Origin of the sequence: Klebsiella sp. K5-204, assembly GCF_030128585.1 — a bacterium.
Lineage (GTDB): Bacteria > Pseudomonadota > Gammaproteobacteria > Enterobacterales > Enterobacteriaceae > Klebsiella > Klebsiella quasipneumoniae.
Map to the genome: position 1 here is coordinate 78,627 of NZ_JAKUZS010000004.1, position 14,081 is coordinate 92,707.

Annotated in this window: 15 protein-coding genes; 11 read left to right on the forward strand and 4 right to left on the reverse strand. The window is 59.9% G+C overall.

What is annotated here, in order from left to right; all coding sequences use genetic code 11:
- Position 1: 1 nt before the first annotated feature.
- From ilvN to MKR05_RS11950, 6 genes are all read left to right on the forward strand, one after another.
- The gene (ilvN, locus tag MKR05_RS11925; RefSeq protein WP_017899675.1) at positions 2–289 is read left to right on the forward strand and encodes an acetolactate synthase small subunit; all 288 of its coding nucleotides are present in this window, start codon (positions 2–4) and stop codon (positions 287–289) included.
- Between the two features lie 121 nt (positions 290–410).
- A complete protein-coding gene (gene uhpA / locus MKR05_RS11930) occupies positions 411–1,004 on the forward strand; it encodes a transcriptional regulator UhpA (protein WP_023291438.1) in 594 nt (197 codons plus the stop codon).
- A 17-nt stretch (positions 1,005–1,021) separates the two neighbouring features.
- Positions 1,022–2,503, forward strand: coding sequence for a signal transduction histidine-protein kinase/phosphatase UhpB (gene uhpB, locus MKR05_RS11935; RefSeq protein ID WP_072199062.1), 1,482 nt, complete (start codon positions 1,022–1,024; stop codon positions 2,501–2,503).
- Positions 2,504–2,514: 11 nt separating this feature from the next.
- Positions 2,515–3,843, forward strand: coding sequence for an MFS transporter (locus MKR05_RS11940; protein ID WP_023291436.1), 1,329 nt, complete (start codon positions 2,515–2,517; stop codon positions 3,841–3,843).
- Positions 3,844–3,988: 145 nt separating this feature from the next.
- On the forward strand, positions 3,989–5,380 hold the full coding sequence (uhpT, locus tag MKR05_RS11945) for a hexose-6-phosphate:phosphate antiporter (protein ID WP_004202242.1): 1,392 nt from the start codon (positions 3,989–3,991) through the stop codon (positions 5,378–5,380).
- 136 nt (positions 5,381–5,516) lie between these two features.
- Positions 5,517–5,969, forward strand: coding sequence for a DUF1198 family protein (locus tag MKR05_RS11950; protein WP_004901545.1), 453 nt, complete (start codon positions 5,517–5,519; stop codon positions 5,967–5,969).
- Between the two features lie 90 nt (positions 5,970–6,059).
- Here MKR05_RS11950 and MKR05_RS11955 read toward each other — a convergent pair whose 3' ends face one another.
- Entirely contained in the window at positions 6,060–6,383 is a 324-nt protein-coding gene (locus MKR05_RS11955) for a DNA-binding transcriptional regulator (protein ID WP_044525085.1), read from the reverse strand.
- Positions 6,367–6,726, reverse strand: a complete 360-nt coding sequence (locus MKR05_RS11960; RefSeq protein ID WP_238875158.1) for a type II toxin-antitoxin system RelE/ParE family toxin — start codon at positions 6,724–6,726, stop codon at positions 6,367–6,369. The genes MKR05_RS11955 and MKR05_RS11960 overlap by 17 nt, the downstream gene beginning before the upstream one ends.
- Before the next feature lie 211 nt (positions 6,727–6,937).
- On the opposite strand from MKR05_RS11960, the gene nepI reads away from it, so the two are divergent.
- Positions 6,938–8,131 carry a purine ribonucleoside efflux pump NepI gene (gene nepI / locus MKR05_RS11965; RefSeq protein ID WP_101989629.1) on the forward strand — a complete coding sequence of 398 codons (1,194 nt, stop codon included), beginning with the start codon at positions 6,938–6,940 and terminating at the stop codon, positions 8,129–8,131.
- Here the strand turns inward: nepI and phnX are convergent.
- Positions 8,128–8,937 carry a phosphonoacetaldehyde hydrolase gene (phnX, locus tag MKR05_RS11970; RefSeq protein ID WP_049013468.1) on the reverse strand — a complete coding sequence of 270 codons (810 nt, stop codon included), beginning with the start codon at positions 8,935–8,937 and terminating at the stop codon, positions 8,128–8,130. The genes nepI and phnX overlap by 4 nt on opposite strands.
- A gap of 9 nt (positions 8,938–8,946) precedes the next feature.
- Positions 8,947–10,050 (reverse strand): 2-aminoethylphosphonate--pyruvate transaminase, encoded by a 1,104-nt coding sequence (phnW, locus tag MKR05_RS11975; RefSeq protein WP_044525082.1) that lies wholly within the window; start codon positions 10,048–10,050, stop codon positions 8,947–8,949.
- 141 nt (positions 10,051–10,191) lie between these two features.
- Between phnW and phnR the strand changes: the two genes are divergently transcribed.
- The 4 genes from phnR (at position 10,192) to phnU (ending at position 14,079) form a co-directional block, all read left to right on the forward strand.
- Positions 10,192–10,911, forward strand: a complete 720-nt coding sequence (gene phnR, locus MKR05_RS11980; protein ID WP_023291430.1) for a phosphonate utilization transcriptional regulator PhnR — start codon at positions 10,192–10,194, stop codon at positions 10,909–10,911.
- A gap of 176 nt (positions 10,912–11,087) precedes the next feature.
- Positions 11,088–12,101 carry a 2-aminoethylphosphonate ABC transporter substrate-binding protein gene (phnS, locus tag MKR05_RS11985; RefSeq protein WP_101989628.1) on the forward strand — a complete coding sequence of 338 codons (1,014 nt, stop codon included), beginning with the start codon at positions 11,088–11,090 and terminating at the stop codon, positions 12,099–12,101.
- 5 nt (positions 12,102–12,106) lie between these two features.
- Positions 12,107–13,219, forward strand: coding sequence for a 2-aminoethylphosphonate ABC transport system ATP-binding subunit PhnT (gene phnT, locus MKR05_RS11990; protein WP_032454410.1), 1,113 nt, complete (start codon positions 12,107–12,109; stop codon positions 13,217–13,219).
- Positions 13,219–14,079, forward strand: a complete 861-nt coding sequence (gene phnU, locus MKR05_RS11995) for a 2-aminoethylphosphonate ABC transporter permease subunit (RefSeq protein WP_065813006.1) — start codon at positions 13,219–13,221, stop codon at positions 14,077–14,079. Before phnT ends, phnU begins: the two co-directional genes overlap by 1 nt.
- Positions 14,080–14,081 lie beyond the last annotated feature (2 nt).

Genomic DNA, 14,081 nt, shown 5'->3' on the forward strand with positions numbered 1-14,081 from the left:
CATGCAAAAACACTGTGATAACGTCATCCTGGAGCTCACCGTCCGCAACCACCCCGGCGTCATGACCCACGTCTGCGGGCTTTTTGCCCGCCGCGCGTTTAACGTCGAAGGTATTCTCTGTCTACCGATTCAGGGCAGCGAACACAGCCGCATCTGGCTGCTGGTGAACGACGATCAGCGTCTCGGGCAGATGATTAGCCAGATTGAAAAGCTGGAAGATGTCACCAAAGTGGCGCGTAACCAGTCCGATCCCACCATGTTTAACAAAATTGCGGTGTTCTTCGAGTAAATCGCGCAAGGCTTGAACGGTAAGGTGCTTATGGTTAAGGTAAGCGCCTTTACCGGATGGCGCTGCGCTAATCCGGCCTACGGACACAGCGCTTTGTTGCCTCAGGCACCAGGACCCTATCATGACCACCATCGCCCTTATTGACGATCATTTGATTGTCCGCTCCGGCTTTGCTCAGCTGCTGGGGCTGGAAACTGATTTTCAGGTTGTCGCCGAATTTGGCAGCGGCCGCGAGGCGCTGGCGGGGTTGCCGGGGCGCGGCGTTCAGGTCTGTATCTGCGATATCTCGATGCCGGATATTTCCGGGCTGGAGCTGCTCAGCCAGCTGCCGAAGGGGATGGCGACCATCATGCTGTCGGTGCACGACAGCCCGGCGCTGGTCGAGCAGGCGCTCAACGCCGGCGCGCGCGGCTTTCTGTCGAAACGCTGCAGCCCGGACGAACTTATCGCCGCGGTGCGCACGGTGGCGGCGGGCGGCTGCTATCTCACGCCGGATATCGCCATGAAGCTGGCCGCCGGGCGCCAGGATCCGCTCACCAAACGCGAACGTCAGGTGGCGGAAAAGCTGGCGCAGGGCATGGCGGTAAAAGAGATCGCCGCTGAGCTCGGGCTGTCGCCGAAAACCGTCCACGTTCACCGCGCCAACCTGCTGGAAAAGCTGGGCGTCAGCAATGACGTCGAGCTGGCGCGCCGCATGTTTGACAGCTGGCAATGAAGACCTTACTCCCGCGCCTGCTGTCGGTGATCGGCTGCGCCTTTATCTTCGCCGCCGCCTGGTTTTGTCTGTGGAGCATCAGCCTGCATCTGGTGGAGCGCGCCGATCTGGCGGTGCTGCTGTTCCCCTTCGGCCTGCGGCTGGGGCTGATGCTCCAGTGCCCGCGCGGCTACTGGCCGGTGCTGCTGGGAAGCGAGTGGCTGCTGATCTTCTGGCTGACGCAGGAAGTGGCGCTGGCGCATCCGATAATATTGATGACCGGAAGCCTGCTGACCCTCCTGCCGGTGGCGCTGATCTCGCGATATCGCCAGCAGCGCGACTGGCTGACGCTTCTGCGTCAGGGCGGGGCGTTAATGGCCGCCGCGCTGCTGCAATCGCTGCCCTGGCTGGCGGAGGGGGACGAGGGGCTTAACGCCCTGCTGTTGACGCTCACCGGCGGCCTGACCCTGGCGCCGACCTGTCTGGTGTTCTGGCACTACCTCACCAGCACCGTCTGGCGGCCGCTGGGGCCGTCGCTGGTGGCGCAGCCGGTAAACTGGCGCGGGCGGCATCTGATCTGGTATCTGCTGTTATTCACCATAAGCCTGTGGCTGCAGCTTGGGCTGCCCGCCGAGCTCTCCCGCTTTACCCCGTTTTGCCTCGCGCTGCCGATTATCGCTCTGGCCTGGCACTACGGCTGGCAGGGAGCGCTGATCGCTACGCTGATGAACGCGATCGCCCTGATTGCCAGCCAGACCTGGCACGATCACCCCGTCGATCTCCTGCTTTCGCTGCTGGCGCAGAGCCTCACCGGGCTGCTGCTGGGGGCGGGGATCCAGCGATTGCGCGAGCTGAACCAGTCGCTACAGAGCGAGCTGGCGCGCAATCGGCGGCTGGCTGATCGTCTGCTGGAGACTGAAGAGAGCGTGCGCCGCGACGTTGCCCGCGAGCTCCACGATGATATCGGGCAGACCATCACGGCAATACGCACCCAGGCGGGGATCGTCCAGCGGCTGGCGCCGGACAACGCCAGCGTTCGCCAGAGCGGCCAACTGATTGAACACCTGTCGCTGGGGGTGTATGACTCGGTGCGTCGCCTGCTGGGCCGTCTTCGTCCGCGCCAGCTTGACGACCTGCCGCTGGAGCAGGCGGTACGTTCTCTGATGCGCGAAATGGAGCTGGAGGACCGCGGCATCGTCAGTCATCTCGACTGGCGGATTAACGAGGCGGGGCTGAGTGAAAACCAGCGCGTGACCCTGTTCCGCGTCTGCCAGGAGGGACTGAACAATATCGTCAAGCATGCCAGCGCCAGCGCTGTGACCCTGCAGGGCTGGCAGCAGGAGGAGCGACTGATGCTGGTGCTGGAAGATGACGGCTGCGGCCTGCCGCCGGGCTCCAGCGCGCAGGGGTTCGGTCTGACCGGCATGCGCGAGCGCGTGACCGCCCTGGGGGGCACGCTGACGATCTCCTGCACCCACGGTACCCGGGTGTGCGTCAATCTACCGCTGCGTTACGCCTGAGAGGATCGCCGATGTTCGCCTTTTTAAAAGCCCCGCCGGACGCCGCGCCGATTAGTGATAAACGCGAGCTTGATGCGCGTTATCGCTACTGGCGTCGCCATATCCTGTTGACCATCTGGCTGGGCTACGCGCTGTTCTATTTCACCCGCAAAAGCTTTAACGCCGCGGTTCCTGATATTCTCGCCAGCAACGTGCTGACCCGCAGCGATATCGGTCTGCTGGCCACGCTGTTCTACATCACCTACGGACTGTCGAAATTTTTCTCCGGTATCGTCAGCGACCGCTCCGACGCCCGCTATTTTATGGGGCTGGGGCTTATCGCCACCGGGGTGGTGAATATTCTGTTCGGTTTTTCTTCCTCACTGTGGGCCTTCGCCCTGCTGTGGGCGCTAAACGCCTTCTTCCAGGGGTGGGGCTCGCCGGTCTGCGCCCGGCTGCTGACGGCCTGGTATTCACGCACCGAGCGCGGCGGCTGGTGGGCGCTGTGGAATACGGCGCATAACGTTGGCGGCGCGCTGATCCCGATGGTGGTGGGGGCGGCGGCGCTACATTACGGCTGGCGCGCGGGGATGATCATCGCCGGGGGCCTGGCGATCCTCGCCGGATTATACCTGTGCTGGCGACTGCGGGATCGTCCGCAGGCGGTGGGGCTGCCCGCCGTCGGCGACTGGCGTCACGATGCGCTGGAGATTGCCCAGCAGCAGGAGGGCGCCGGACTGACGCGTAAAGAGATCCTCACCCGCTACGTGCTGGCCAACCCCTATATCTGGCTGCTGTCGCTGTGCTATGTGCTGGTTTACGTGGTGCGGGCGGCGATTAACGACTGGGGCAATCTGTATATGTCGGAGACGCTTGGCGTCGATCTGGTGACCGCTAACTCGGCGGTGACCATGTTCGAGCTGGGCGGATTTATCGGCGCGCTGGTGGCGGGGTGGGGCTCGGATAAGCTGTTTAACGGCAATCGCGGGCCGATGAACCTGATCTTCGCCGCCGGAATTTTGCTGTCGGTTGGCGGCCTGTGGCTGATGCCGTTCGCCAGCTACGTGATGCAGGCGGCCTGCTTCTTCACCACCGGTTTCTTCGTCTTCGGCCCGCAGATGCTGATCGGCATGGCGGCGGCGGAGTGTTCGCATAAAGAGGCCGCCGGGGCGGCCACCGGGTTTGTCGGCCTGTTCGCGTATCTTGGCGCGTCGCTTTCCGGCTGGCCGCTGGCGCAGGTAATGGATATCTGGCACTGGACCGGATTCTTCGTGGCGATCGCGATTGCCGCCGGCATTTCCGCGCTGCTGCTGCTGCCTTTCTTAAACGCCCAGGCGCCGCGCGCGGCCAGTGAAGCGTGATGCATCTCACTCTTTCGCCGCGAATGGGGCAAAACTAGGAAATTTTCCCGGTTTCACCTGGACGCCGTCTCAGGCCAGACGGCGCGCTGATTTTTACAATGCCTGGCTATGACGCAGGCATAAAAAATCAGCTCAGGAGATACCCATGCTGGCCTTTCTGAATCAGGTTCGTAAGCCGACCCTTGATCTGCCGCTCGACGTGCGGCGCAAAATGTGGTTCAAACCTTTCATGCAGTCCTATTTGGTGGTCTTCATCGGCTACCTGACCATGTATCTGATCCGCAAGAACTTTAATATTGCGCAGAACGACATGATCTCCACTTACGGGTTGAGCATGACGCAGCTGGGGATGATTGGCCTGGGCTTCTCCATTACCTACGGCGTAGGGAAAACCTTGGTTTCCTACTATGCCGATGGCAAAAACACCAAGCAGTTCCTGCCGTTTATGCTGATCCTCTCCGCCATCTGCATGCTGGGCTTTAGCGCCAGCATGGGCGCGGGTTCCACCAGTCTGTTCCTGATGATCGCCTTCTATGCGCTGAGCGGCTTTTTCCAGAGCACCGGCGGCTCGTGCAGTTATTCCACCATCACCAAATGGACGCCTCGCCGTAAGCGCGGCACCTTCCTCGGCTTCTGGAATATCTCTCACAACCTCGGCGGCGCCGGCGCGGCGGGCGTGGCGCTGTTTGGCGCCAACTACCTGTTCGACGGCCACGTTATCGGCATGTTTATCTTCCCGTCGATTATTGCGTTAATCGTCGGCTTTATTGGCCTGCGCTATGGTAGCGACTCCCCGGAATCCTATGGCCTCGGCACGGCGGAAGAGCTGTTTGGCGAAGCGATCAGCGAAGAGGATAAAGAGACCGAAGAAAACGCGATGACCAAGTGGCAGATCTTTGTTGAGTACGTGCTGAAAAACAAAGTGATCTGGCTGCTGTGCTTCTCCAACATCTTCCTCTACGTGGTGCGTATTGGTATCGATCAGTGGTCCACCGTGTATGCCTTCCAGGAGCTGAAGCTGTCTAAAGAGGTGGCGATTCAGGGCTTTACCCTGTTTGAAGTCGGCGCCCTGGTTGGCACGCTGCTGTGGGGCTGGCTGTCGGACCTGGCCAACGGCCGCCGCGCGCTGGTAGCCTGCATCGCGCTGGCGCTGATTATCGCCACCCTCGGCGTTTATCAACATGCCAGCAACCAGTACGTCTACCTGGCCTCGCTGTTTGCGCTGGGCTTCCTGGTGTTTGGTCCGCAGCTGCTGATCGGCGTCGCCGCCGTCGGTTTCGTACCGAAAAAAGCGATCGGCGCCGCCGATGGGATCAAGGGCACTTTCGCCTATCTGATCGGCGATAGCTTCGCCAAGCTGGGCCTGGGGATGATCGCCGACGGCACGCCGGTCTTCGGTCTCACCGGCTGGGCCGGCACCTTTGCGGCGCTGGACGCCGCCGCCATCGGCTGTATCTGCCTGATGGCCATCGTGGCTATCTTCGAAGAGCGTAAAATTCGCCGCGAGAAAAAGAACCGTATTTTGCAGACCGCCTGATTCACCAGGTATTGGGTAACCTTGCCCGGCCTTCGCGCCGGGCTTTTTTATTTCTTGCGCATTATGCCAGGTCCGGCAGTCGACAGCAGGCAAATTCCCATTATGATAGTCAGGCCGCGATTGGATGAGAGGATGCATGATCTGGATAGGACTGGCCACCCTGGTAGTGGTGTTTGTTGTGGGATTTCGGGTGCTTACCTCTGATTCACGCCGCGCGATCCGCCGCCTGAGCGAACGCCTTGGCATTACGCCCGTCCCGCTGGAATCGATGATCGATCAGCTGGGTAAAACCGCCGGCAATGAGTATTTGCGTTACCTGGAACGGCCGAATGAAGCGCATCTGCAGAATGCCGCGCAGGTGCTGCTGATCTGGCAGGTTGCGATTGTCGACGCCAGCGAAAAAAACCTGCATTACTGGTATCGCCTGATGCAAAAAGCGCGTTTAGCGGCGCCGATCACCGACGCGCAAATCCGCCTTGCGCAAGGGTTTCTGCGCGAGCTGGATCCGGATGTGAGCGATTTGCATAACCTTCAGCAGCGCTATAACGACCTGTTTCTCCCGGAAGACGGCGTGCACTGGTTGCACTGATATCATTGTTATCCGGCCTGTGGTTCAAAACCATATCTCCCTTACGTTCCTTGTAGGCCGGATAAGCGTAAGCGCCATCCGGCAGAATAACTACAGTAGGATTTTCAGGCCGTGTTTTTGTACGACGCTAAGCAATTTTAATGACGTTCCGCTCGGTCGTTTAGCGCCAGTCTCCCATTTTTGCACGGTAGACACACTGGTATTCAGATAACGAGCGAACACGGGTTGGCTAACATTGAGTTGTTCACGTAGCGCTTTAATTTCAATGGGTTGAAGTGCGGCTACGCTACCGAGACATGATTCATCAAAATGGCGCATTGTTTCCTGTGGGATTGCGCCAACGCTGAATAGCCCCGACGCAGCGCTATGGATCGCTTCGAAAGCCGGGCTTTTGTATTTATTTTTTGCTGTCATCGCAAATCTCCACCAATTCTTTACTTTTAACTAAGGCCGTCGTTTTCTCTTCAGAGAGATTGGCATAGTGTTTTGCTAACTCACGAAACCCCATTAATTCGCGATGGTTGATATTGGCCATATCCTGTTTGGCATATAGAAAGGTATAAAACCAATACCCTGCGCTTTTGGTAAGGATGATTGCGCGATCGCGATTCTTGTTGAGTCGCTTTTTATAAACCCCTCCTCCTAAATCAACCACTTTGCCCTGAAGCGCAGATTGAATTGCCTGATAGAGCTCGTCGTCGGTAATGCCATGAGAGCTAACCTCTCTGGCGAACCATTTGGTTTTAAAGATACGCATTGCTGACATCCTGTCGTTAAAAATATAGCACATAGTGCTACATTAAATTCTCCTGAGATTTGTTAAAGCGATAGCAAGCATCGTTTTTTTAAACATGCGAGCAGCTACGCATCCTCTTATGAAAAGCGAGAAGAGTTGCGAAAACGTTAAATGCGTCACAAACAAAATGTTACACTGCGCAGCTTTCCGCCACTTTCTTCGCAGGTCACTCATGAGTCATTCAAATGAAGCCAAAACCCACGCACGCGAGCTCGCGCGACCAAACTGGTCGGCAGTTTTCGCGGTTGCTTTCTGCGTCGCCTGCCTGATTACCGTCGAATTTCTACCGGTCAGTCTGCTGACGCCGATGGCGCTAGATTTAGGCATCTCCGAAGGGATGGCCGGGCAGTCGGTGACGACGACGGCATTCGTCGCGATGTTTTCCAGCCTGTTTATCACCTCCGTTATTGGCAAAACTGATCGCCGCTACGTGGTGATCCTCTTTTCGCTGCTGCTGACCCTTTCCTGCCTGTTGGTGTCCTTTGCCGATAGCTTCACCCTACTGCTGCTGGGACGCGCCTGTCTGGGGCTGGCGCTCGGCGGTTTCTGGGCGATGTCAGCCTCGCTGACCATGCGTCTGGTGCCGATGCGCGTGGTGCCGAAAGCGCTGTCGATTATCTTCGGCGCGGTATCCATCGCGCTGGTGATCGCCGCCCCGTTGGGCAGTTTTCTTGGCGGGCTTATCGGCTGGCGCAACGTGTTTAACGGCGCGGCGGTGATGGGCGTGCTGTGTACGATCTGGGTGCTGAAAGCGCTGCCGTCGCTGCCGGGTGAATCGGCAGCTCAGCAGCAAAAAATGTTTGGCCTGCTGAAGCGGCCGGGGGTGATGGCCGGCATGTGCGCCATTTTCATGGCTTTTGCCGGACAGTTCGCCTTCTTTACCTATATTCGCCCGGTGTACATGACCCTCGCCGGGTTTGATGTCGATGGCCTGACGCTGGTGCTGCTGAGCTTTGGTATCGCCAGCTTCATCGGCACGTCGCTCTCCTCGGTGCTGCTCAAGCGCTCGGTGAAAGCGGCGCTGGCGATTGCGCCGCTGGTGCTGACCGCCTGCGCGGCGGCGCTGGTGCTGTGGGGGGAAAGCAAAATCGTCGCCTCGACGGTGGCGATCATCTGGGGCTTCGCGTTCGCCTTGATCCCGGTGGGGTGGTCAACGTGGATCACCCGTTCCCTCTCCGATCAGGCGGAAAAAGCCGGGTCGATTCAGGTGGCGGTGATCCAGCTGGCCAACACCTGCGGCGCCGCGGTCGGCGGCATTGCGCTTGACCATTTAGGCCTGCTGTCGCCGCTGATGTTGTCAGGGGTATTGATGCTGTTTACCGGCCTGCTGGTGGCGGCCAAAGTGAAGGTGAATTCACCCGCTTAAGGCCGCTCGCCTTTTGCCAGCCGGGCGTTGATATCCGCAATCACCCCCGGCAGGTCCGCCAGGGTATCAACCACATAATGCGCCCCGGCGGCATACAGCTTGCCTGCCGCCCGCTCGCGACGGGTGGCGATTTCCTCTTTCGACATCGCCTGATACGCCTCCCAGGTGGCGCCAAATTCATTTCCCGACACCGCCAGGCCGACGCTCCACATCCCGGCATGTAACCCTTCGCTGATGCCCGGCGCGGCGTCGTCGACCTTCACGCAGTGGGCCACATCGTCTATGCCCAGGGCAATCACGTTCTGCAGCGCCATCCACGGCCCGGGACGCCCGCCGGCGGCAAGGTCATCGGTGGCGACCCAGTGGTCCGGGGCATAGCCCTGGGCGGCGGCGGCTGGAACCAGTTTTTCCATCACCGGGCGCGGATAGCCCGAGCAGGAGCCGATCTTCAGTCCGTCGGCGCGCAGCGCGGCGAGGGTGTCGACCACGCCGGCGATCGGAGCGGAAAAATCGACAACCTTAGCGATTTGCAGCGGCATAAACGCGGCGTAGATCGCATCGATATCAGCGGCCGTCATCGCCCGGCCAAATTTCGCCTGCCAGCGGCTGTCGACCGACGGCAGTTTGCCCAGCGCCTCAATGTGCTGCCATTTGCCAAGCCCCATCGGTACGCGGGCCTCTTCAAGGGTGATCTCAATATCGAAGGCCTGGCGGAAGGCCTCGACGAAAATTTGCGTCGGCGCGAAGGAGCCGAAGTCCACGGTGGTGCCGGCCCAGTCGAGAATGAGAGCGGAGATACGGTTCATGGCGGTTCCTTATTGTTTCCAGTACATGGCGTTGTCGATGGCCGCCAGCAGGGCGGTGATGTCGGCGTCGTAGACTTCGCCGATGTTGCCGATGCGGAAGCAATCGCTTTGCGACACTTTGCCGGGATAGATCACGAAGCCCTGATCTTTCAGCTTCTGGTAGAAGGTGTGAAAGCGATACTGCGGCGCATCCGGTGAATAAAAGGCGGTAATGATCGGCGAGTGCAGGCTGTCGTCGAGCAGCGGCCGGAAGCCGAGCGCGCGCATTCCGGCTACCAGTCGGCGCTGATTGCGGGTATAGCGCTGATGGCGGGCGCTGACGCCGCCCTCCTGGGCCAGCTCTTTCAGCGCCTGGGCGAAGGCCAGCACGGTATGGGTCGGCGAGGTGAAGCGCCACTTGCCGTGGTTATCCTCCATACAGCGCCACTGGGCGTAAAGATCCAGCGACAGCGAGCGCGAGCGGCCTTTGCAGGCGGCCAGCTCCGATTCGCGGGCGATGACGAAGGCGAAGCCCGGTACGCCCTGAATGCACTTGTTGGCAGAGCTTATCAGGTAGTCAATATTCAGCGCGGCGATATCCAGCGGAATGCCGCCGAAGCTGCTCATCGCATCGACGATATAGCGTTTGCCATACTCTTTCGCCAGCGCGGCCACCTCTTCAATCGGGTTGAGCATGCCGGTGGTGGTTTCGCTATGCACCATCGCGATATGGGTGATCGCCGGGTCATCCCGCAGGATCCGCGCGATCGCCGCGGCGTCCGGGCGGGCGACTTCGCCGCAGTCGTAAGGGTGGAAGGCGATACCCATCCGCTGTGCCATCTCAATCATGCGCGCGCCATAGGCGCCATTGCTGACGATCAGCACTTTGCCCTGTTCGCCGATGACGCTGCCGAGCACCGCTTCGACCGCGTAGCTGCCGCTGCCCTGCAGCAGCACCGCCGTATACCCGGCGGCCGGGGTGGCCAGCTGCACCAGCTGCTGACGAATGGTCTGTACCACCCCGAGATTGTAATCATCATCCCAGGTGCAGCTATCGAATAACATCGCCTCTTTCACCGTGCGGGAGGTGGTTAGCGGGCCGGGGGTCAGCAGCAGGTAGTTCCGAGAAGTCATTTGTCTCACCATTTGGTCTATACCAGATTGGTATTTATCATGGAGACAAAGCCGGGGCAGGGTCAAAGGAAATGTGGCGCTGCAACAAAAAATTCATCTGGCTATGTATAATGAGCGCACCAAAAGTGGCAGCGAGTAAACATGAAATCACCCTCTGGCGAGATGCCGCAATACCTGATGATTAAGGCGCAGCTGCAGGCGCGTATTCAAAACGGCGCCCTCAAAAGCGGCGATAAATTGCCTTCCGAGCGCGAGCTGTGCGCGTTGTTCAACACGACCCGTATCACCGTGCGCGAGAGCCTGGCGCAGCTGGAGGCCAGCGGCGTGATCTACCGCGCCGACCGCCGCGGCTGGTTTGTGACGCCGGAGCGGCTGTGGCTGGATCCGACGCAGAACACCAACTTCCACAAGCTGTGTCTCGAGCAGGGACGTGAGCCGAAAACGGTGCTGCTTGATGGCCGGTTATCCGCCGTGCCGCTGGATGTGATGGCGCCGCTGGCGCTGCAGCCCTTCGATCAGGTCTACCTGCTGACCCGCCTGCGCTATGCCGACGGGCGTCCGGTGTGCTATTGCGAAAACCACTGCCTGCCGGCCCGGGTGCCGGAGCTGCTGCGCCACGATCTCAACGGCAGTCTGACCGAGATTTATCAGAGCCAGTACGACCTGATCTATACCAGTATGCATTTGTCGTTTTATCCCACCTCCATGCCGCCGCAGGCCGCAGCGGCGTTGGGGGTGATGGAGGGGCGCCCGGCGCTGCTGCTGCGCAGGCTGAATTACGATCAGCACGGGCGTATTCTTGATTACGATATCGAATACTGGCGGCATGACAGCCTACGGATCGAAGTCGATACCCATTGATTTTATTGCATTAATCCTTCCCGTGTCCCCGGTGGCGTCAGCGTTAACCGGGGCTATGCCTCCCCTCGTTTTAACTCTTTCGACACACTTCTTTCATCGTTTTGTCATAAACCCCCGGTAGCGTGAAGGCAAATCTGGTCTACACCAGAATAACTAACTGCGATGAGGCTAACACGATGAAACTCTCCCGACTTGCTCTGCTGTCCCTGTTCGCGCTGACCAGCTCCCCGGTTTGGGCGGACGGCGTCGTCACGGTTTACTCCGCCGACGGCCTGCATGACGGCGATAACAGCTGGTATCAGAGCCAGTTCGACGCCTTCACCAAAGCGACGGGCATCAAAGTGCAGTATGTGGAAGGCGGCTCCGGCGCGATTGTCGAGCGTCTGGCGAAGGAGCGCACCAATCCGCAGGCCGACGTACTGGTCACGGTGCCGCCGTTTATCCAGCGCGCCGCGAAAGAGCAGCTGCTGGCCACCTTTACTCCACAGGGCAGCGCGCAGATCCCTGGCGCCAACGACCGCTATTCGCCGCTGGTGAACAACTATCTGACCTTCATCTATAACGGTCAGTTGCTGAAAACCGCGCCGGCCAGCTGGCAGGATCTGCTGGATAGCCGCTTTAAGAATAAGCTGCAGTACTCCACGCCGGGCCAGGCGGGGGACGGCACTGCGGTGATGCTGCAGGCCTTCCACAGCCTTGGCGGCAAAGACGCTGGCTTTGCCTATCTTGGCAAGCTCCAGGCCAATAACGTCGGCCCATCGGCCTCCACCGGCAAGCTGACGGCGCTGGTCAACAAAGGCGAGCTGTACGTCGCCAACGGCGATCTGCAGATGAACCTGTCGCAGATGGCGCGTAACCCGAACGTTAAAATTTTCTGGCCGGCGGATGATAACGGCGAGCGCAGCGCGCTGGCGCTGCCCTACACCATCGGGCTGGTGCAGAACGGGCCGAACAGCGAAAACGGCAAAAAGCTGATTAATTTTCTGCTGGATAAACCGGCGCAATCCAGCGTCAGCGCGTGCTCCTGGGGCTTACCGGTACGCAACGACGTGGCGCCGAATGACGCTAACTTTAAGGCGGCGCAGGCGGCGCTCGACGGCGTGAAGCGCTGGGAACCCAACTGGGACGACGTTGCGCTTTCTCTCTCGGCGGATATCGCCCGCTGGCATAAAGTGACCGATAGCGAGTAAGCCTGATGTTAATGAAAACGACCGTCACCCCTTCCCCGTCGCTGGCGGGGACTTCCGGGATCACCCTGGACTCGCTGCGCGTTTCCTACCACGGCAACGTGGTCTTAAAACCGCTGTCATTGACCATTGAACCCGGTGAGGTGCTGGCGCTGATTGGCCCTTCCGGTTCCGGGAAAACCACCGTGCTGCGGGCGATTGCCGGATTTGTGCAACCGGCTGGCGGGCGGATCCTGATCGGCGACACGGACGTCACCCACCTGCCGCCTTACCAGCGCGGGCTGGCGATGGTGGTGCAGAACTACGCGCTGTTTCCCCATATGAAGGTGGAAGACAATGTCGCCTTCGGCCTGCGGGCGCAAAAGCAGCCCAGGGCGCTGATCGCCGGGCGGGTGACTGAAGCCTTAAAAATCGTTGGTATGGCGGACTACGCCACCCGCTATCCGCATCAGCTTTCCGGCGGCCAGCAGCAGCGCGTCGCGATAGCCCGCGCCATTGCCGTGCGTCCTCGGGTGTTGTTGCTTGATGAACCGCTGTCGGCGCTGGATGCGCAAATTCGTCATAACATGGTGGAAGAGATTGCCCGTCTGCACCGCGAACTGCCGGAGCTGACCATCCTCTACGTCACCCACGATCAGACCGAAGCGCTCACTCTGGCGGATAAAATCGGCATTATGAAAGACGGGTCGCTGATCGCCCATGGCGAAACGCACGAGCTGTACCACTATCCGCCGAACCGCTTTAGCGCCGAATTCCTCGGCCGCGCCAATATCCTGCAGGCGACGGCGCTGACCGATAGTCTTCAGCCGGGTCTGGTTAACGTGAGCTGCGGCGGCGGCCTGGTTAACGCCTTCAGCCGGGGCGGGCTGCATGGCAACAACAAGCTGTTATGCATTCGCCCGCAGCATATGAGCCTGGCGCCGCGATCGGCAACCAGTAATCGCCTCAACGCCACCCTGACTTCGGTACACTGGCAGGGCGATCTGACGCATCTGCTGTGCGACGTCGCGGGCGAAGCGGTGCGGATCGTCATGACTCACGTCAACCCCCTGCCGCGCGCGGGCGACAAGCTGGCGCTCTACTTCGAACCTGGCGATGCGGTTCTGATCGAGGAGCAATGATGGCGCAAACCTTAATCCTTACGCGCCCGGCGCGAAACCTGCGCCCTTACCTGTGGCTGGCGTTGCCGCTATTGGTGCTGGCGACGCTGTTTTTCTATCCGCTGTTGCTGATCGCCGAACAGGCGCTGCGCGACGCCAGCGGCAACCTGAGCCTCGAAACCTTCTGGCAGGTGATTGACTCAAAACGCTTTATTGGCGCGCTGCTCACTACCTTACAGATTGCGGTGTTCGCTACCCTTGGCTGCCTGGTGCTCGGCAGCGTTCTGGCGCTGATTCTGGTGTTTATTCCGTTCCCCGGCAGCCAGCTGATTTGCCGGGTGATCGATACTTTTATTGCGCTGCCGACTTTCCTTATCACTCTTGCGTTCACCTTTATTTACGGCTCGGCGGGGCTGCTCAACGGCGCCCTGATGGCGCTGTTCGCCTTTGAACTGCCGCCGGTGGACTTCCTCTATTCGATTAACGGCGTGATCCTGGCGGAGATCACCGTCTTTACGCCGCTGGTGATGCGCCCGTTGATGGCCGGACTGCGGCAGATCGATAAGAGTCAGCTGGAAGCGGCGAGTATTCTTGGCGCTCACCCGCTGCGGGTGATGACCCAGGTTATCTTCCCGGCGGCGCTGCCGGCGCTGATGGCGGGGGGCAGCCTGTGCCTGCTGTTGACCACTAACGAGTTCGGTATCGTGCTGTTTATCGGCGCCAAAGGGGTCAATACCCTGCCGATGATGGTCTACAGCAAGGCGATTCTGGAGTCGGATTACAGCGTGGCCTGCATGATCGCGCTGATGAATATTCTGCTGTCGCTGGGGCTGTTTATGCTCTATCGGCTGGCGGCGGCGCGCACTGGCGTAAGGAGTTAACG